Annotated in this window: 14 protein-coding genes; 2 read left to right on the top strand and 12 right to left on the bottom strand. The window is 69.7% G+C overall.

Annotation, left to right across the window (positions count from 1 at the left end):
- The first annotated feature begins 50 nt into the window (after positions 1-50).
- Together ACZ7RU_RS04400 and ACZ7RU_RS04395 are read left to right on the top strand one after the other, a co-directional pair.
- Positions 51-2417, top strand: a complete 2367-nt coding sequence (locus tag ACZ7RU_RS04400) for a peptidoglycan binding domain-containing protein (protein WP_470339446.1) — start codon at positions 51-53, stop codon at positions 2415-2417.
- 119 nt (positions 2418-2536) lie between these two features.
- Complete coding sequence (locus ACZ7RU_RS04395) at positions 2537-4255, top strand: ABC transporter family substrate-binding protein (RefSeq protein WP_470339445.1); 1719 nt, start codon at positions 2537-2539, stop codon at positions 4253-4255.
- A gap of 29 nt (positions 4256-4284) precedes the next feature.
- On the opposite strand, the gene ACZ7RU_RS04390 is transcribed toward ACZ7RU_RS04395, so the two are convergent.
- From ACZ7RU_RS04390 to typA, 12 genes are all read right to left on the bottom strand, one after another.
- Positions 4285-5334: an ABC transporter ATP-binding protein gene (locus ACZ7RU_RS04390; RefSeq protein ID WP_470339444.1), complete on the bottom strand. Its 1050-nt coding sequence runs from the start codon at positions 5332-5334 to the stop codon at positions 4285-4287.
- 155 nt (positions 5335-5489) lie between these two features.
- Positions 5490-6575 carry an ABC transporter ATP-binding protein gene (locus ACZ7RU_RS04385; RefSeq protein WP_470339754.1) on the bottom strand — a complete coding sequence of 362 codons (1086 nt, stop codon included), beginning with the start codon at positions 6573-6575 and terminating at the stop codon, positions 5490-5492.
- Between the two features lie 25 nt (positions 6576-6600).
- A complete protein-coding gene (locus ACZ7RU_RS04380) occupies positions 6601-7653 on the bottom strand; it encodes an ABC transporter ATP-binding protein (protein WP_470339443.1) in 1053 nt (350 codons plus the stop codon).
- A gap of 16 nt (positions 7654-7669) precedes the next feature.
- On the bottom strand, positions 7670-8584 hold the full coding sequence (locus ACZ7RU_RS04375) for an ABC transporter permease (protein WP_470339753.1): 915 nt from the start codon (positions 8582-8584) through the stop codon (positions 7670-7672).
- A 76-nt stretch (positions 8585-8660) separates the two neighbouring features.
- A complete protein-coding gene (locus ACZ7RU_RS04370) occupies positions 8661-9587 on the bottom strand; it encodes an ABC transporter permease (RefSeq protein WP_470339442.1) in 927 nt (308 codons plus the stop codon).
- A 115-nt stretch (positions 9588-9702) separates the two neighbouring features.
- Positions 9703-11328, bottom strand: coding sequence for a peptide ABC transporter substrate-binding protein (locus tag ACZ7RU_RS04365; RefSeq protein WP_470339441.1), 1626 nt, complete (start codon positions 11326-11328; stop codon positions 9703-9705).
- Positions 11329-11528: 200 nt separating this feature from the next.
- Complete coding sequence (locus tag ACZ7RU_RS04360) at positions 11529-12545, bottom strand: ABC transporter ATP-binding protein (RefSeq protein WP_470339440.1); 1017 nt, start codon at positions 12543-12545, stop codon at positions 11529-11531.
- Entirely contained in the window at positions 12538-13587 is a 1050-nt protein-coding gene (locus ACZ7RU_RS04355) for an ABC transporter ATP-binding protein (protein ID WP_470339439.1), read from the bottom strand. The genes ACZ7RU_RS04360 and ACZ7RU_RS04355 overlap by 8 nt, the downstream gene beginning before the upstream one ends.
- Positions 13588-13606: 19 nt before the next feature.
- Positions 13607-14551: an ABC transporter permease gene (locus ACZ7RU_RS04350; protein ID WP_470339438.1), complete on the bottom strand. Its 945-nt coding sequence runs from the start codon at positions 14549-14551 to the stop codon at positions 13607-13609.
- The gene (locus ACZ7RU_RS04345; protein WP_387749811.1) at positions 14544-15470 is read right to left on the bottom strand and encodes an ABC transporter permease; all 927 of its coding nucleotides are present in this window, start codon (positions 15468-15470) and stop codon (positions 14544-14546) included. The genes ACZ7RU_RS04350 and ACZ7RU_RS04345 overlap by 8 nt, the downstream gene beginning before the upstream one ends.
- 140 nt (positions 15471-15610) lie before the next feature.
- Positions 15611-17257, bottom strand: coding sequence for a peptide ABC transporter substrate-binding protein (locus ACZ7RU_RS04340; RefSeq protein WP_470339437.1), 1647 nt, complete (start codon positions 17255-17257; stop codon positions 15611-15613).
- Between the two features lie 432 nt (positions 17258-17689).
- Positions 17690-19594: a translational GTPase TypA gene (typA, locus tag ACZ7RU_RS04335; protein WP_470339436.1), complete on the bottom strand. Its 1905-nt coding sequence runs from the start codon at positions 19592-19594 to the stop codon at positions 17690-17692.
- Between the last annotated feature and the right edge of the window lie 199 nt (positions 19595-19793).

Below are 19793 nucleotides of genomic sequence, written 5' to 3'. Positions count from 1 at the left end.
AACCGCGGTCGCGCCGCACGGCCCGCCCGCGAACCCGGAGCAGAGCAGCATTGAGCAGCCGCGAATCTGACAACGCCCACCCGACGCCCCGGCGCACGGGCCCGGACGCCTACCCGTCGGGCACCCCGCCCTACGGCACACCGGGGCTCCCCGGCGGCGACCGGGCCGACGCCGGACCGGGCGCCGCGTCGGGCGGCGAGGACGACGGTCCGAAGACCGAGACCACCCTGACCACCCGGGTCCGGATCAACATCCCGGGCTCGCGCCCGATCCCGCCGGTCGTCGTCCGCAGCACCGTCAAGAACGAGGACGGCCCGGGCGATGACGCCCCGGCCGCCGCCGCCGAGCCGGGTGGCCCGCGGCACCGCTCCGCGCCGGCCTCGCCCGTCCTCGGCGTGATGGACGACGGCGGCCAGCAGGCCGCCCAGCCGAACCTGCCGCCGGAGTGGCAGATCCCGCCGATCCCGCCGGCCACCTCCGAGTCGGAGTCCACCGGCGCCTGGTTCCGGCCGCGCCAGAAGAAGGCCCCGGCCGCCGAGCCCGCCCCGGCCACCGTGCCGGCCGGCGCCGCGAGCCTGACGGAGGCCCCGGCCGCGCCCGGCACCGCCGCCGAGCCGCGCCCGCGGGGTGCCCGCCCGGCCGCCGCGCAGGCCGCCCGCGCCAACGGCGCCCCGAACGGCCGCCCGGTGCCCGCCCAGGGCAAGCAGCCGAACCCGGCCGCGCCCGCCGCGCCGTTCCGCGCCGAGGCGCCGATGGAGGAGCCCGGCGTGTACGAGGCCGCCGACCCCTTCGCGCCGGTCGCCGACCCGTTCGGCACCTCCGTACCCGACGCCGGCCTCCCGCAGCGCAACCGCGGGCAGCAGAACGGGCAGCAGCAGAACCGTCGGCAGCACAACGGGCAGCGGCGCGACGAGCGCCCGGCCGGCCCGCAGCGGCCCGGCCCGCAGAACGGCTTCCAGCCGAACGGCCACCCGGCGCCCGCTCCGCACCCGCAGACCGGGCCGGCCGCCGAGCCGAACCCGGAGGACACCTCGGTCGACGGCTTCGCGCCGATCCGCGACCACGCCCCGCCGCCCGCCGCGATATCCGGCCTGCCCCGGAACGGTGCCCCGCACGGCGCCGACGGCCGTCCGCAGCCGGGCCTGTTCGCCTCGGCGCCGACCGGCACCGACCCGTTCGCCGCCCAGCGCCCGACGCCCCCCGGCCAGGACGTCCCCGCCGCCCCGGCGGGCCCCGGCGCCCTCTTCCCGGGCGCGCCCGGCGGCACCCCCCAGCCCGGCGGCGCGCAGCTGCCCGGCGACCCGGAGGCCACCGCCGTCACCCCGATGCCGGCCCCGGCCCCCGGCCTCCGGCCCGAGGACGACAGGACCGCCGAGGGCGACCAGGGCGACGGATCCGTCCCCGCTCCGGCCCCCGCCAAGGCGAAGGCCGAGCCCGCCGCCCCTGCCAAGGCCAAGCGCGGCGGAGCCGGCAAGAAGCTGGTCAAGCTGGGCGTCTACGGCGCCGTCGCGGTGCTCTTCCTCGGCGCCGCCGCGTACGGCACCGGCCTGATGCTCAACCAGTCCGACGTCCCCAAGGGCACCGTGGTGCTCGGCACCGAGATCGGCGGCAGCAGCCGCGACCAGGCGATCCACCAGCTGGACGAGTCGGTCGGCAAGGCCGGCCAGCAGCCGATCAAGCTGAAGATCGGCGACCAGACCGTGGACCTCGACCCGACGGTCGCCGGGCTGAGCTTCGACACCACCGCCACCGTGGACGGCCTGGCCCAGCACAGCTACAACCCGGTCGACGTCATCAAGTCGCTCAAGGGCGGCACCAAGGCCGTCGCCCCGGAGGTCAAGGTCGACAAGGCCAAGCTCAGGGCCGCCCTGGACACCCTCGCGGCCGGCTCCGGCCAGGGCCTCCAGGAGGGCTACGTCAAGTTCGGCGACGTCAACGGCGAGCCGATCGTCGTGCCCGGCCGGGCCGGCCAGGCGGTGGACTCGGCGGGCGCCCTGGACGTGATCGCGCAGGCCTACCGCGACCGCGCCGACGGCAAGCCCGAGCAGCCGATCGCCCTCGCCGTCACGGCCGCCCAGCCGAAGAACTCCACCCAGGCCCTCCAGGCCGCCGCCGACAGCCTCGGCAAGCAGGTGGCCTCCGGCAAGGTGCACGTCGTGGCCGGTACCAAGTCCTGGGACTTCGGCCCGAAGACCGCCGCCAAGGTGCTCACCCTCGTCCCGGACGCCTCCGGGAAGATCGTGCCCAAGTGGGACCTCGACGCGCTCTCCGCCCAGCTGGGCAACGTGTTCGACAAGGTGAAGGTCAAGAAGAACGGCCAGCTCGTCGCGATCACCCCGCAGGACGTCGCGGACGGCATCAGCTCGGTCCTCGACAAGACCGGCGACAAGGACCGCACCTTCAAGTTCGCGGTCTGACGAACCCGCGCTCCCGGGGGGCGGGCCCGCATCCGGGCCCGCCCCTCGACAACGCCCCCTCCCGGTCAGCAAGATGTGACGCCACACCATCCGTCACATCCACCCCGGGGAGCACGCCGATGCGCCGCCGCCTCCAGCACCACGGGACGGCCCTGCTCGCCGGTCTCACCGCCCTCACGCTCTCGCTGGCGCTCTGCTCCTGCACGTCCGGGAAGGACGGCTCCGGCGCCGACGCCCTGCCGTCCGCCCCCGCGACGCCCAAGCTCACCTCGGTCGACACCAACCCGCACGACCGGGCCCAGCTGCGCCAGGGCGGCACCCTGAACCTGGCGATCACCCAGTTCTCCCGCCAGTGGTCGCCGATCCACACCGACGGCAGCGAGTCCTCGACCATCGCGGTCACCAAGCCGCTGCTGCCGACCTTCTTCCGCTCGGACGCGGCCGGCACCCAGACCCCCAACCCGGCCTACCTGCAGGAGGCGCACGCCGAGCTCAGGGACGGCCGGCAGGTGGTCACCTGGACCCTCAACCCGAAGGCCCACTGGTCGGACGGCACCCCGATCACCTGGCGCGACATCGAGGCCAACTGGCGTGCCCTGAACGGGAAGGACCCGGCCTACAAGTCCTCCAGCAGCACCGGCTTCGAGCTGGTCTCCGCGGTCGAGCGCGGCAAGGACGACTTCCAGGCCGTGATGACCTTCGACCGCCCGTTCTCCGAGTGGCAGTCGATGTTCAACAGCGCCGGCAACGCCCCGCTGCTGCCCGCCGGCCGGATCTCCACCCCGGAGCTGTTCAACAGCTCCTACGTCGACGCCGTCCCGGTCACCGCCGGCCCGTTCAGGGTCGAGCAGCTGGACCGCGCCGCCCAGACCGTCACCCTGGTCGCCGACCCCTCCTGGTGGGGCGACAAGCCGATGCTGGACCGGATCGTCTTCCACGCGATGCTCCCCGACGCGATGCCCGCCGCCTTCGCCAAGGGGCAGCTCGACCTCGTCAACATCGGCCCGGACGTGGCCGGTTACCAGGCAGTCAAGAACACCAGGGGCGCGGTGGTGCGCCGGGCCGGCGGGCCGGACTTCCGCCAGTTCACCCTGAACGCCCGCTCCCCCGCGCTCAGCGACGCGACCGTGCGCCAGGCCGTCTTCCAGGCGATCAACCGCGACGTGGTGATCCGCGCCGACCTCAGCGGCCTGGACTGGCCGGCCGTCCCGCTCAACAACCACCTGCTGGTCACCAACCAGAGCGGCTACCGGGACAACTCCCTCGGCCTGGCCCGCTACGACCCCGCCGAGGCCGCCCGCAAGCTGGACTCGGCCGGCTGGAAGCTGGAGGGCGACGTGCGCAGGAAGGACGGCCACGAGCTCAACCTGCGGATGGTCGTCCCGGCCGGCGTCACCCCGGCCCAGACCGAGGCCGCCAACACCACCAGGATGCTCAAGGACGTCGGCATCAAGGTCACCACGGTGACCGCCCCCGCCAACGAGTTCTTCGACCGGTACGTCAACCGCAACGAATTCGACATCGCCGCCTACTCGCTGCTCGGCACCCCCTTCCCGGCCAGCGGCAACCGCGCCAACTTCGTCCAGAGCGGCGGTACCAACCACGTCGGCGCGGGCAGCCCGGCGGTGGACGCCGCGCTCGACCGGGCCGCCGCCGCGCCGGACGCGGCCACCGCCTCCGAGGCGATCAACCAGGCCGACGGCGAGCTCTGGAAGGTGGCCGGCGTCCTGCCGCTCTACCAGCGCCCGCAGCTGTTCGGGGCCAAGGCCGACCTCGCCAACATCGGCGCTCAGGGCCTGTCCGACATCGTCTGGGAGAACGTCGGCTTCGTGAAGTAGCCGCCGTCCGGGGCGGGGCGGGGCGGGCCTCAGCCGTGCAGCGTCTCGCGCCAGTAGTGGCAGGCGCTGCGGCGGCCCGCCAGCTCCGTCCCGTGCTCACCGGTCACCGGTGTCAGCGACGGCGGTTCGGTCCGGCAGCGGTCCTGGGCGCGGTCGCAGCGGGGGTTGAAGGCGCAGCCCTCCGGGAGGCTCAGCAGGCTCGGCGGCAGGCCCTTGATGGCGTGCAGGTTCCGGCCCTTCTGGTCCAGCCGGGGGATCGAGTCCAGCAGCCCCCGGGTGTACGGGTGCGCGGGCCGGGCGTACAGCTCGTGAACCGGCGCCGTCTCCACGATCCGGCCCGCGTACATCACCGCGATCTTGTCGGCGACGTCGGCGACCACGCCGAGGTCGTGGGTGATCAGGATCAGGCCCATGTTGTACTCGGCCTGGAGGTCCGCGAGCAGGTCCATCACCTGGGCCTGCACGGTCACGTCCAGGGCCGTGGTCGGCTCGTCCGCGATGATCAGGTCCGGCTCCAGGGCCAGCGCCATCGCGATCATGATGCGCTGACGCATCCCGCCGGAGAACTGGTGCGGATAGTCGCCGGCTCGCTGCCTGGCCGCCGGGATGCGCACCCGCTCCATCAGCTCGACGGCCTTCTCCCTCGCCTCCCTGCGGGAGACCCCGCGGTGCGCCCGGAACATCTCGCCCAGCTGGTAGCCCACGCTGAGCACCGGGTTCAGCGCGGACAGCGCGTCCTGGAAGATCATCGCGATGTGCCCGCCCCGGATGGACCGCCGGGCGTTGGCACCCATGGTCAGCAGGTCCTCGCCGCGGAACAGGATCCGCCCCGCGGTGATCCGTCCCGGCGGCATGTCCAGGATGCCCATGACCGCCTGCGCCGTCACCGACTTGCCGGAGCCGGACTCCCCCAGCACCGCCAGCGTCTCCCCGGCCGCGACGGAGTAGCTCACCCCGTTGACCGCCCTGGCGACACCGTCCCGGGTGTGGAACTCCACGTGCAGGTCATCGACCTCCAGCAGCGGCGTCCCGGGCTCCACGCTCCCCCGGCCACCGCCGATCACCTCCACCGCGTCCATCAGAGCAGCCCTCCTCAGCACCACGGCGTCCACCACTGGGCGCAGAGCAACTATCAAGGAGCGGACCGCACTTGGCGAGCCTGCGGCAGATCTCTTTTCCGTCACGGGACAGGGCGCGCCCCCACCTGCGAGGACGCGCCCTGGTCGTGGGACCCTCAGCCGTCACCCGGCCCGTCACCCCGCTCCGCCGCCCCCCGCCCGGTCCCGCGCTCCGCCGCGAAGTGGCACGCCGAGTCGTGCCGCGCCGCCCCGTCCAGCCAGGACGGCGCGGCCAACAGCGGCTCCTCGACCGCGCACCGCTGCTGCGCCTTCCAGCAGCGGGTGCGGAAGCGGCAGCCGGACGGCGGGTTGGCCGGCGAGGGCACGTCGCCGGTGAGCACGATCCGGTCCCGCGCCTCCCGCGCGGTCGGGTCCGGCACCGGCACCGCGGAGAGCAGCGCCTGGGTGTACGGGTGCGTCGCGTGGTCGTAGATCTCCGCGTCGCTGCCGATCTCGACCATCTTCCCCAGGTACATCACCCCGACCCGGTCCGAGATGTGCCGGACGATGGAGAGGTCGTGCGCGATGAACATGTACGACAGGTCGAAGTCGCCCTGCAGCTGCTCCAGCAGGTTGATCACCTGCGCCTGTACCGAGACGTCCAGCGCGGAGACCGGCTCGTCGCAGATGATGATCTCCGGCTTGAGCGCCAACCCCCGTGCGATGCCGATGCGTTGGCGCTGCCCGCCGGAGAACTGGTGCGGATAGCGGTTGATGTACTCGGGGTTGAGCCCGACCACGTCCAGCAGGTCCTGGACGGCCTTGCGGCGGTCCCCCTTGGGCGCCACCTCGGGGTGGATCTCGAACGGTTCGCCGATGATGTCGCCGACCGTCATCCGCGGGTTGAGCGAGGTGTACGGGTCCTGGAACACCATCTGGATGTTCCGCCGGACGGCCTTCAGCCCCGCACCGGAGAGCCGGGAGATCTCCTCCCCCTTGTAGCGGACCGATCCCGCGGTGGCCGGCTCCAGGTTCATCAGCACCTTGGCCAGCGTGGACTTCCCGCAGCCGGACTCGCCGACGATCCCGAGCGTCTCGCCCTGCATCAGGTCGAAGGTGATCCCGTCGACCGCCTTCACCGCGCCGACCTGCCGCCTGAGCAGGATGCCCTTGGTCAGCGGGAAGTGCTTGACCAGGTCCCGGACTTCGAGGATCGGCTCGCCGCGTGGCACCTCCTGTTCGAAGACGACCTCCTCCGGCATCGCCGCGCCCAGTGCGCTGGCCCCGTCAACGGTCATGGAGGGTCTCCTTCCAGAAGAAGCAGGCGCTGCCGCGCCCCTCCAGCGGCGTCCCGTCCTCCTCGGTGACCGGGAACAGCTCCGGCACCTCGGCCCGGCAGACGTCCCGGGCGCGCGGGCAGCGGGGGTTGAAGGCGCAGCCCGGGGGGATGCGCAGCAGGTTGGGCGGCAGGCCCTTGATCGCGTAGAGCTCCTGGCCCTTCTGGTCCAGCCGGGGGATCGAGTCCAGCAGCCCCCGGGTGTACGGGTGCGCGGGCCGGGCGTACAGCTCGTGCACCGGCGCCGTCTCGACGATCCGGCCCGCGTACATCACCGCGATCTTGTCGGCGACGTCCGCCACGACACCCAGGTCGTGGGTGATCAGGATCAGCCCCATGTTGTACTCGGCCTGGAGCTCGGCCAGCAGGTCCATCACCTGGGCCTGCACGGTCACGTCCAGGGCCGTGGTCGGCTCGTCCGCGATGATCAGGTCCGGCTCCAGGGCCAGCGCCATCGCGATCATGATGCGCTGGCGCATCCCGCCGGAGAACTGGTGCGGATAGTCGTTCACCCGCTGCTTGGCCGCCGGGATGCGCACCCGCTCCATCAGCTCGACGGCCTTCTCCCCGGCCTCCTTGCGGGAGACCCCGCGGTGCGCCCGGAACATCTCGCCCAGCTGGTAGCCCACGCTGAGCACCGGGTTCAGCGCGGACAGCGCGTCCTGGAAGATCATCGCGATCTTCCGGCCGCGGATCCGCCGCCGCTCCTCCTTGCCCATCCTGAGCATGTCCTGGCCCCGGTAGAGGATCTCGCCGCGCGGGATCCTGGCCGGCGGCATGTCCAGGATGCCCATGACCGCCTGCGCCGTCACCGACTTGCCGGAGCCGGACTCCCCCAGTACCGCCAGCGTCTCCCCGGCCGCGACGGAGTAGTTGACGCCGTTCACGGCCCTGGCGACACCGTCCCGGGTGACGAACTCGACGTGCAGGTCCCGGACGTCGAGCAGCGGCCCCTGGTACGGCGCCTCCTGCCCGCGCCCGGTGCTGTTCACCGCTGTACTCACGATGCGCTCCCCTCGCTCAGCGAAGCTTCGGATCGAGGGCGTCGCGCACCGCGTCGCCCAGCATGATGAAGGCCAGCACGGTGATCGACAGCGCCACGGCCGGGAAGAACAGCACGTACGGCGCGGTCCGGATCACCTTCTGGGCGGAGGAGATGTCGATGCCCCAGGAGATGGTCGGGTCCTGCAGACCGATGCCGAGGAAGCTCAGCGTCGCCTCGGTGGCGATGTAGCCGCCGAGCGCGATCGTCGCCACCACGATCACCGGGGCGATCGCGTTCGGCAGGATGTGCCGGAACATCAGCCGGCCCGTCCCGGCGCCGAGCGCCCGGCCGGCCACCACGTAGTCGGACTGCTTGACGGTCAGCACCGCCCCGCGCATCACGCGGGCGATCTGGGTCCAGCCGAGCACGCCCAGCGCGATGACCACGCTCCACACCGTGCGGGTGGCGAAGGCGTTCAGCAGCACCAGCGCGCCGAGCAGCAGCGGGATGCCGAAGAAGATGTCGGTGATCCGGGAGAGCACCGCGTCGACCCAGCCGCCGAAGTAGCCGGCCACCATCCCGGTCAGCCCGCCGAGCACGGTGACGGCGGCGGTGACGAAGATGCCGACGGTGATCGAGGCCCGGGCCCCGTACACCACCCGGGCGAAGATGGACCGGCCCTGCGCGTCGTAGCCGAACCAGCCGGCCCCGAAGACGTCGCCCCAGTCCGGCCGCCTGAGGTAGTTGTTCACCAGGTCGGCCTTGCGCGGGTCGGCGTCGGTGAACGCCCAGGGGAAGACCGCCATCACCACCAGCAGCAGGATCAGCACCGCCGAGATCAGGAAGATCGGCCGCCCGCGCAGGTCCCGCCAGGCGTCGCCCCACAGGCTGCGGGCCTCCTCCCGCTTCACCACGTCGGGTTCGACTAACGTCTCCTGCTCGACCGCCATGCCCTGTTCGCCCGCGTAGTCGAGGCGCGAGACCCCGGGCTTGGGGTGCGGCTCGTACGAGTCCTCGTCGTGGATGTCAGGCATAGCGGATCCTCGGGTCCAGGACCGCGTAGAGCAGGTCGACGAGCAGGCTGGCGACCAGGTAGACGATCACCAGGACGGTCACGATGCCGACCACGGTGGGGCCCTCCTTCTGGTTGATCGCCCGGTACAGGACGTTGCCGATGCCCTGCACGTTGAAGATCCCCTCGGTGACGATCGCCCCGCCCATCAGCGCGCCGAGGTCGGTGCCGAGGAAGGTGACCACCGGGATCAGCGAGTTGCGCAGCAGGTGGCGGGAGATGATGGTGCGCCGGGGCAGGCCCTTGGCGACCGCGGTGCGCATGTAGTCGGCCCGCAGGTTCTCGCCGATCGACGTCCGGGCGAGCCGGGCGACGTACGCGAGCGAGAGCGAGCCCAGCACGATCGCCGGCAGCACCAGCTGGGACAGGTCGTAGCTGTCCTGCACCGTCGGGGTGACCCAGCCCAGGTTGGTGGCGATCACCGTCTGCGCGATGTAGGCCAGCACGAAGACCGGGATCGAGATCACCACCAGGGTCAGCACGAGCACCAGGGTGTCCACCACGCTGCCGCGCCACAGGCCGGAGAGGAGGCCGAGGACGAGGCCCGCGATCATCTCGAAGACGAAGGCCAGCAGGGCGAGCCGGATGGTGACCGGGAAGGCGTCCGCCATGATGTCGGCGACCGGCCGGCCGGTGAAGCTGGTGCCGAAGTCCCCCTGGAAGAGGTTCCCCATGTAGTGCAGGTACTGCTTCCAGAGCGGCTGGTCCAGGTAGTACGTGTGCTTGATGCTGGCGACCACGGCCGGGTCGGCGGCCTTCTCGCCGAACAGCGCCGAGACCGGGTCGCCGGGCAGCGTGTAGACCATCAGGAAGATCAACAGCGTGGTGCCGAAGAACACCGGGATCATCTGCAGCACCCGCCGCAGCACGTAACTGCCCATCCGAGCCTCCTTCCTAGGTTCCGACTGGGCGTCCGGCCGACCGGTCCGGTCGGCCGAGAGACCGCGCCCCGCCCTCCGTGCGGGGAGGGCGGGGCCGGAGCGGGGGCCCGGAGGCTCAGCCCTTGACCTCGACCTCGGTCCAGGCCGGGTTTCCGAAGGAGTCGAACTTCACGTTCTTCACCTTGGTCGAGTAGCCCGAGGTGGTGCGGTAGTACCAGAGCGGGATGGCGGGCATCCCGCTCGGCAGCACCGCCTCGGCCTGCTGGTAGCCGGCCACCGTCTCGGCGACGCCGGCGGCCTCGTCGGCCTTGGTCGCCGCCTCGTCGAACTGCGGGTTGCTGTAGCCGAAGTCGTTGGACGCGGCACCGGTGCGGTACACGTCGGCCAGGAAGTTGGCGTTCAGCGGGTAGTCCTGCACCCAGCCGGTGCGGAAGGCGCCGTTGAGCGTGTGCCCGGTGATCGCGGCCCGCGCGGTCTTGAAGTCGGGCTTCGGGTCGCCCAGGCAGTCGACCCCGGTGCTCTGCCGGATCGAGTTGCAGACCGCGTCGACCCACTCCTTGTGGCCGCCGTCCGCGTTGTAGGTGATCAGCAGCTTGTTGCCGGGGGCTCCACCGCCCTCCTGGATCAGCTGCTTGGCCTTGGCCGGGTCGAACTTGCAGAAGTCGCCGCAGGCGCCGTCCTTGTAGCCCTCGACGCCCTCGGCCACCCAGGCGGTGGCGGGCTTGCGGGAGCCCTGGAGCACCGTCTTGGTGATGGTGTCGCGGTCGATCGCCATCGACAGGCCCTGGCGCACCTTGGCCTTGTCCGGCGAGGCCCAGTCGGCCTGGTAGAGCGTGAAGCCGATGTTCTGGATGGCGCCCTGCGGGGCGTCCACCGCGCGGTCACCGAGGTCGTTCTTGTAGGTGGCCAGGGCGGACGGCGGCACCTGGTCCATCACGTCCAGGTTGTTGGACTGGAGGTCCGCGTAGGCGGCCTCCGACGTGGTGTACATCTTGAAGACGATGCCGCCGTTCTTCGGCTTGTTCACGCCCTGGTAGTCCGGGAAGGCCTTGGTCACCAGGTTGCTGTTGTGCGACCAGCTGACGAACTGGTACGGGCCGTTGCCCACCGGCTTCTGCCCGTACCCGGCCGGGTCCTTGAAGAAGCCGTCCGGCAGCGGCGAGAAGGCGATGTAGCCGAGCTTGTACTCGAAGTACGAGACCGGGTGGTTCAGCTTGACGGTGAAGTGCAGGTCGTCCGTGACGGTCAGGCCGGACATCTTGTCCGTGGTCGGCTGGCCGGAGGTCGGGTGGACGTCCTGGTAGCCCTCGATGTCGGAGAACCAGGAGCTGTTGATCTGGTTGTTGGCGGGGTTGGCGCCCCAGTTCCAGGCGTCGACGAAGTTCCGGGCGTGCACCGGGGTGCCGTCGTGGAACTTCCAGCCGTCCTTCAGCGTGATGTTGAAGGTCAGCGAGTCGCTGGTCTCGATCTTGTCGGCGACCTGCATCCGGATCTTGGCGTTGCTCGGGTCGTAGTCGACCAGGCCCTTGAAGAGGTTCTGGATGATGCGACCGCCGCCGGTCTCGTTCGCGTTGGCGGGCTGCAACGGGTTCTGCGGCTCGTTGCTCTGGTAGCTGAAGGTCTTGCTGGCGTCCGACGAACCGCTGCCTCCTCCGCTGTCGTTGCTGCTGCACCCGGTGGCCACCAGGACCACGGACGTCGCAACGGCGAGGACCCAACGAGCACGGGCGGCTACGGGCATGGAGGTCCCTCCTCAGGGTGTGTGTCGCATCACACCCCATGAGAAGCGCGCCCCGGCGACGGCGCGAGTCAGGAGCACCCGGACGGGTGCCGTGACCCGCTGCGGAGTTGACGCGGCGCCGGACCCGCGCGCCGGACCCGCCGAACGCCGGAAGGGCCCGCGGCGCGAACGCCACGGGCCCTTCCTGGGAACAGCGGGGATCAGGCCGCGGCCTGCTCCCGGACCTCGGGGAAGTGGCAGGCCGACTCGTGCGCGGCCGCGCCCTTCAGCACCGAGGGGACCGCGAGCAGCGGGACCTCCTCGGAGCACCGGTCCTCCGCCTTCCAGCAGCGGGTGCGGAAGCGGCAGCCGGACGGCGGGTTGGCCGGCGAGGGGATGTCCCCGGTCAGGATGATCCGCTCGCGGGACTCGCGCGCCGCCGGGTCCGGCACCGGCACCGCGGAGAGCAGCGCCTGGGTGTACGGGTGGGTGGCGTTCTCGTAGATCTCCTCGTCCGAGCCGATCTCGACCATCTTGCCCAGGTACATCACGCCGACGCGGTCGGAGATGTGCCGGACGATGGAGAGGTCGTGCGCGATGAACATGTAGGAGAGGCCGAACTCGCCCTGCAGCTGCTCCAGCAGGTTGATCACCTGCGCCTGGACGGACACGTCCAGCGCGGAGACCGGCTCGTCGCAGATGATGATCTCGGGCTTGAGCGCGAGACCGCGGGCGATGCCGATGCGCTGGCGCTGACCGCCGGAGAACTGGTGCGGGTACCGGTTGATGTACTCCGGGTTCAGACCCACGACGTCCAGCAGGTCCTGGACGGCCTTGCGGCGGTCGCCCTTGGGCGCCACCTCGGGGTGGATCTCGAACGGCTCGCCGATGATGTCGCCGACCGTCATGCGCGGGTTGAGCGAGGTGTACGGGTCCTGGAACACCATCTGGATGTTGCGGCGGACGGCCTTGAGGGCCGCCCCCTGCAGCGTGGAGATGTCCTCGCCCTTGAAGAGCACCTGGCCGGAGGTGGCCCGCTCCAGGTTCATCAGCACCTTGGCCAGCGTGGACTTGCCACAGCCGGACTCGCCGACGATCCCGAGCGTCTCGCCCTTCTTCAGCTCGAAGGAGATGCCGTCGACCGCCTTGACCGCGCCGACGTGCTTCTTCAAGAGGATGCCCTGGGTCAGCGGGTAGTGCTTGACCAGGTCCTTGACCTCCAGGATGTTCTCAGCCATGGAGGGTCTCCTTCCAGAGGTGGCACGCGCTGCGGCGGCCGGTGAGCTCCTTGCCGTCCTTGTCCGTCACGTGGTGCAGCGCCGGGGTCTCGGTGCGGCACAGGTCGGTGGCGACGTCGCAGCGGGGGTTGAACGCGCAGCCCGTGGGGACCTTGAGCAGGTTCGGGGGCAGGCCCTTGATCGCGTAGAGCTCCTGGCCCTTCTGGTCCAGGCGCGGGATGGAGCGGAGCAGGCCCTTGGTGTACGGGTGCGCGGGGTTCGCGTACAGGTCGTGCACCGGGGCGGTCTCCACGATCCGGCCCGCGTACATCACGGCGATCTTGTCCGCGACGTCGGCGACCACGCCGAGGTCGTGGGTGATCAGGATCAGGCCCATGTTGTACTCGCCCTGGAGCTCGGCCAGCAGGTCCATCACCTGGGCCTGGACGGTGACGTCCAGGGCGGTGGTGGGCTCGTCCGCGATGATCAGGTCGGGCTCCAGGGAGAGCGCCATCGCAATCATGATGCGCTGGCGCATGCCGCCGGAGAACTGGTGCGGGAAGTCGTTCACCCGCTGGCGGGCGGCCGGGATGCGCACCCGCTCCATCAGCTCGATGGCCTTCTCCTTCGCCTCCTTCCGGGAGGCGCCCTGGTGCACGCGGAACATCTCGCCGAGCTGGTAGCCGACGCTGAGCACCGGGTTCAGCGCGGAGAGCGCGTCCTGGAAGATCATCGCGATCTTCCGACCGCGGATCTTCCGCCGCTCCTCGTTGCTCATCTTGAGCATGTCCTGGCCGCGGTACAGGATCTCGCCCTGGGTCACCTTGCCCGGGGGCATGTCCAGGATGCCCATGATGGTCTGCGCCGTCACGGACTTGCCGGAGCCGGACTCGCCGAGCACGGCGAGGGTCTCGCCGGCCGCGACGGAGTAGTTGACGCCGTTCACGGCCTTGGCGACGCCGTCCCGGGTGTGGAACTCCACGTGGAGGTCCTTCACCTCCAGGAGAGGCGTGCCCACTTCGAGCCGCTCGTTCTTCTGGTTGTTCTCGATCACGGTGGTCATCGGGTCGTCACCTCTTCTCTCAGCGGAGCTTCGGGTCGAGGGCGTCGCGCACCGCGTCGCCGAGCATGATGAACGCAAGAACGGTGAGGCTCAGCATTCCGGCGGGGAAGAACAGGGCGAACGGAGCCGTACGGATCACCTTCTGGGCCGAGTTGATGTCGATGCCCCAGGAGATGGTCGGGTCCTGCAGACCGATGCCGAGGAAGCTCAGCGTCGCCTCGGTGGCGATGTAGCCGCCGAGCGCGATGGTGGCGACGACGATCACCGGGGCGATCGCGTTCGGCAGGATGTGCTTGAACATGATCCGGCCGGTGCCGGCGCCGAGCGCCTTGGCGGCCGTCACGAAGTCGGCCTGCTTGACCGTGATCACCGAGCCGCGCATGACACGGGTCATCTGGGTCCAGCCCAGGGCGACCAGCGCGAAGACCACGCTCCAGACGGTGCGCGAGGTGAAGGCGTTCAGGACCACCAGCGAACCGAGCAGCAGCGGGATGCCGAAGAAGATGTCGGTGATGCGGGAGATGATCGTGTCGACCCAGCCGCCGAAGTAGCCGGCCACCATGCCGGCGAGGCCGCCGAGGATGGTCACGCCCAGGGTGACGCAGATGCCGACCACGACCGAGGCGCGGGCGCCGTAGACGACGCGGGCGTAGATGCTGCGGCCCTGGAGGTCGTAACCGAACCAGTCCGCCTGGAAGAGGTGGCTGTAGTTCGGCTTCGTCAGGTAGTGGTTGCGCAGGTCGCCGGCCCGCGGGTCCACCGAGGTGAACAGGCCGGGGGCGATGGCGATGACGATCAGCAGCAGGATCAGCAGCGCGGAGATCACGAAGATCGGCTTGCGGCGCAGGTCGTGCCAGGCGTCCGAGCCGAGGCTGCGGGCCTTCTCCTGCTTCGGCGCCGGGGTCTCCGCCGCGCGCTGGGCCGGGATGTCCCCGGCGGTCTTCTTCTCGGTCAGGTCAGGCATAACGGATCCTCGGGTCCAGGACCGCGTAAAGCAGGTCGACGATCAGGCCGGCGGCCAGGTAGACGATCACCAGGAAGGCCACGAAGCCGGAGACCGTCGCGCCCTCCTTCATGTTGATCGCTTGGTAGAGCGCGTGGCCCACGCCCTGGACGTTGAAGATGCCTTCGGTCACGATCGCGCCGCCCATCAGGGCGCCGAGGTCGGTACCGAGGAAGGTGACCACCGGGATCATCGAGTTGCGGAGCAGGTGGGTGCCGATCACCTTGCGCCGGGGCAGACCCTTGGCCACCGCGGTGCGGACGTAGTCGGCCTTGATGTTCTCGGCTATGGAAGTACGGGTGAGGCGCGCGACGTAGGCCAGCGAGAGCGAGCCGAGCACCACGGCCGGCAGCACCAGCTGGGTGATGTCGTTGCTGTCCTGGACGGTCGGGGTGACCCACTTCAGGTTCTGCCCGAAGACCGTCTGGAAGATGAAGCCCAGCACCGGGACCGGGATCGAGATCAGCAGCAGGGTGAGGACCAGGGCGCCCTTGTCGAACACCTTGCCGCGGCGCAGACCGGCGTACAGGCCGATGCCGATGCCCAGCACGATCTCGATGGCGAACGCGAACAGCGCCAGCCGGACCGTGACCGGCAGCGCCTCGGTGATCTTGTCGATGACCGGACGCTGGTCCAGGCCGGTGCCGAAGTCACCGGTGAACAGCTTGCCCATGTAGTCGAAGTACTGCTGGATCAGCGGCTTGTCGAAGCCCTGCTGGTGCTTCAGCGCGGCGAGCTGCACCGGGTCCGGTGCCTTGTCGCCCCACAGTGCTGCCACCGGGTCACCAGGCAGCAAGTGCACCATGAAAAAGATGAGTGCGGTCGTTCCGAGGAACACCGGGATCATCTGGAGCAGTCGCCTCGCGACAAAGCGCCCCATCGTGCCTCCATGTATGACTCTGCCGAGCCCGTCAACTCGGCAAGAGATAAGTCGGCGTGCCAACGGCCGGTGCCAGTCCTCGCCCTTGTGGGGATGGACGGGCACCGGCCGTTGTCACCGGGTCAGGCGGTGCCGACCGATTACTTCTTCTTCTTGACCTCGACGTCGGTGTAGACCGGGTCGCCGAAGGAGTTGAACTTCACGTTCTGGACGTTCTTGGAGTAGCCGGAGCTGGTCTTGTAGTACCAGAGCGGGATGGCCGGCATGTCCTTGGCCAGAACGGCCTCGGCCTGCTGGTAGAGCTCGGCGGTCTTCTCGACCGTGGTGGCGGAGTCCGCCTCCTTCGACAGCTTGTCGAACTCGGGGCTGGAGTAGCCACCGTCGTTGGCCGCGGCACCGGTGCCGTAGACGTCGCGCAGGAAGTTGGCGTTCAGCGGGTAGTCCTGGACCCAGCCGGTGCGCATCATGCTCGGGACCTGCTTGTTGGTGATCAGGTCACGCGAGGTCTTGAAGTCCGGCTTCGGGTCACCGAGGCACTCGACGCCGGTGCTCTGGCGGATCGAGTTGCAGACCGCGTCCACCCACTCCTTGTGGCCGCCGTCGGAGTTGTAGACGATGCCGATCTTGCCGCCGGGGACGCCGCCGCCCTCGGTGATCAGCTGCTTGGCCTTCTCCGGGTTGAACTTGCAGGCGTCGCCGCAGGTGCCGGCCTTGTAGCCCATGACGCCGGGCGCCACGAACGAGTCGGCGGGCAGGCGGTTGCCGTTCAGCACGGTCTTGGTGATCGTCTCGCGGTCGATCGCCATCGAGAGGCCCTGACGGACCTTCTCCTTGCCCGGGGTGTCCCAGCCGCCCTGGTACAGCGCGAAGCCGATGTTCTGGATGGCGCCCTGCGGCTGGTCGACCGCGCGCTTGCCCAGGTCGTCCTTGTACTTCGGCAGGTCGGTCGGGTCGACCTGGTCCAGCACGTCCAGCGTGTCGGACATCAGGTCCTTGTACGCGGCCTCGCCGGCGGTGTAGTTGCGGAAGACGACGCCGCCGTTCTTCGGCTTGTCGATGCCCGTGTACTTGTCGTACGCGGCCAGCGTGATCGCCTTGTTGTGCTCCCACGAGACGAACTTGTAGGGGCCGTTGCCGACCGGCTTCTGGCCGTAGCCGGCCGGGTCGGCGAAGAAGCCCTCGGGGAGCGGGAAGAAGGCCGAGTAGCCGAGCTTGTACGTGAAGTACGAGACCGGGCTGGTCAGTTCGATGGTGAAGTGGGTGTCGTCGACGACCTTCAGACCGGACATCTCGGTGGCGGTGGGCTCGCCCTTGTCCTTGTCCGGGTGGACGGCGTCGTAGCCGACGATGTCCGAGAACCAGTCCGAGTTGATCTGGTTGTTCTTCGGGTTGGCCGACCAGTTCCAGGAGCTCACGAAGGACTTGGCGGTGACCGGGGTGCCGTCGTGGAAGGTCCAGCCGGACTTCAGCGTGACGGTGTAGTTCTTGGCATCGGTGGTCTCGATCTTGTCGGCCACCTGGTTGCGCAGGGCACCGGTCGCGGGGTCGTAGTCGACGAGGCCCTTGAAGAGCTGCTTGACGATACGGCCGCCCTGGTTCTCCATGGCGTTCGCCGGCTGGAGCGGGCGCTGCGGCTCCGCGCTCTGGTAGCTGAAGCTGGCACCGGGGTCGACCGCACCGCCCTCGGAGCTACCCCCGGAGGAGTCGCTGCCGCTGCTGCACGCAGTCGCAGCGAGGGCGACAGCAACAGCTGCGACAACCCACTTGGCCTGGCTCGCACCGCGCATCGGTGTGCCTCCTGAATTCGACGTTGCAACGAGGAGGGCATCGCGGAACGGTTGTTCACCGGGCCCGCTGTGCCGTCCGCGCTCGTGGTTTCGGCGCGCACCCCTGCGCGTTCACCCTTGACCCGAGCCTGACTGCACCCACTATCCGTCACGCACGGACACGAAAGTGACCAGTGACGATCTCAATTAGGTCACATGAACAGTCGGTAAGTTTCGAAAACCGGACATTTGAGACATAGCCAGACAGGCACCAAACGGACAGTCGTCACGGATGACGAACTGTCACGTCCGCTCAGCGGACACTCGGGTGTGATGAGCGCTATTCCGTTAATAGCGGCCCCGACAACTTGGAGTAGTTGAAAAAGTTCGCCCCCCTCTCCATGGGAAAGGGGGGCGAATCATTCCGGCCAATGGCCGTTCAGTGCGTCCGGATCACGCCTTCTTGGCGCGCGAGGCAGTGCGTCCGCGGTCCTTCTGGTCAAGGACGACCTTACGGATGCGAACCGTCTCCGGGGTCACCTCGATGCACTCGTCCTCGCGGCAGAACTCGAGCGACTGCTCCAGCGAGAGCTTGCGCGGCGGGACGATCGACTCGGCCACGTCGGCGGTCGAGGACCGCATGTTGGTGAGCTTCTTCTCCTTGGTGATGTTCACGTCCATGTCGTCGGAGCGCGAGTTCTCACCGACGATCATGCCCTCGTACACCTCGGTGCCCGGCTCGCAGAAGAGCACGCCGCGCTCCTGGAGGTTGGTCATCGCGAAGGCGGTGACCACGCCGGCGCGGTCGGCGACCAGCGAGCCGTTGTTGCGGGTGGTCAGGGTGCCGAACCACGGCTCGTGGCCCTCGTGGATCGAGTGCGCGATGCCGGTGCCGCGGGTGTTGGTGAGGAACTCGGTCCGGAAGCCGATCAGGCCGCGGGACGGGACGACGAACTCCATCCGGACCCAGCCCGAGCCGTGGTTGGACATGTTGTCCATCCGGCCCTTGCGGATGCCCATGAGCTGGGTGACGGCACCCATGTGCTCCTCGGGCACGTCCACGGTGAGGCGCTCGACCGGCTCGTGGGTCTTGCCGTTGACCTCCTTGGTGACCACCTGCGGCTTGCCGACGGTCAGCTCGAAGCCCTCGCGGCGCATGGTCTCGATGAGGATGGCCAGCGCCAGCTCACCGCGGCCCTGCACCTCCCAGGCGTCCGGGCGCTCGGTGTCCAGCACGCGCAGCGAGACGTTACCGATCAGCTCGCGGTCCAGGCGGTCCTTCACCTGGCGGGCGGTGACCTTGCGGTCCACCTTGGCGCCGGACTTGGCGTCCGCGCCCTTGCCGCTGCCGCCACGGCCGACCAGCGGCGAGGTGTTGGTGCCGATGGTCATCGAGATGGCCGGCTCGTCCACCGTGATCAGCGGCAGCGCGATCGGGTTCTCCGGGTCGGCCAGGGTCTCGCCGATCATGATGTCGGAGATGCCGGCGACGGCGCAGATGTCACCCGGGCCGGCCACCTCGGCCGGCTTGCGGGTGAGCGCCTCGGTCATCAGCAGCTCGGAGATGCGGACGTTCGAGATGCTGCCGTCGCGCTTGATCCAGGCCACGGTCTGGCCCTTGCGCAGCTCGCCCTGCTCGACGCGGAGCAGCGCGATGCGGCCGAGGAAGTTGTCGGCGTCCAGGTTGGTGACGTGGGCCTGGAGCGGGGCCTCCTCGTCGTAGCTAGGGGCCGGGACGTGCTCCAGCAGGGTGGAGAAGAACGGCTCCAGGTTGGTGCTGTCGGCCGGGACGGTGCCGTTCTCCGGCTTGGTCAGCGAGGCGACGCCGTCACGGGCGCAGGCGTAGACGATCGGGAACTCGATCTGGTCCTCGTCCGCGTCCAGGTCCAGGAACAGGTCGTAGGTCTCGTTGATGACCTCGTCGATCCGGGAGTCCGGACGGTCGGTCTTGTTGATGCAGAGGATGACGGGCAGACGGGCCGAGAGCGCCTTGCGGAGCACGAAGCGGGTCTGCGGCAGCGGGCCTTCGGAGGCGTCGACCAGCAGGACGACGGCGTCCACCATCGACAGACCGCGCTCGACCTCGCCACCGAAGTCGGCGTGGCCCGGGGTGTCGATGATGTTGATGGTGATCGGAGCGCCACCATCCTTGGGGTGGTACTTGACCGCGGTGTTCTTCGCGAGAATGGTGATGCCCTTCTCGCGCTCCAGGTCGTTGGAGTCCATCATCCGGTCGTCGAGCTGCTGGTGGGCGGCGAAGGCGCCGGCCTGCTTCAGCATGGCGTCGACCAGCGTGGTCTTGCCGTGGTCGACGTGGGCGACGATGGCGACGTTACGGATGTCGTTGCGCGTGGGCATGCCTAGCGGATTCTCCCGGAATCGTGGGTTGCGGCGCCCGGCTGCGTGACGCGCACTTGCGATCCCTCTGGATCGCCGCCGCCCGTTCCGCCTGCTACTACCGGTCCACCCGCCGGGCACATGGCCATGCCTCGGCTTCCTCCTATCGTACGGGGAAGCACGGAGGTGGGCAGAAACGAGCAGGTCGGGCGGGATCAAG

The organism is Kitasatospora sp. NPDC114501 (assembly GCF_055633695.1).
This window is presented reverse-complemented; position numbering and strand designations above follow the sequence as displayed.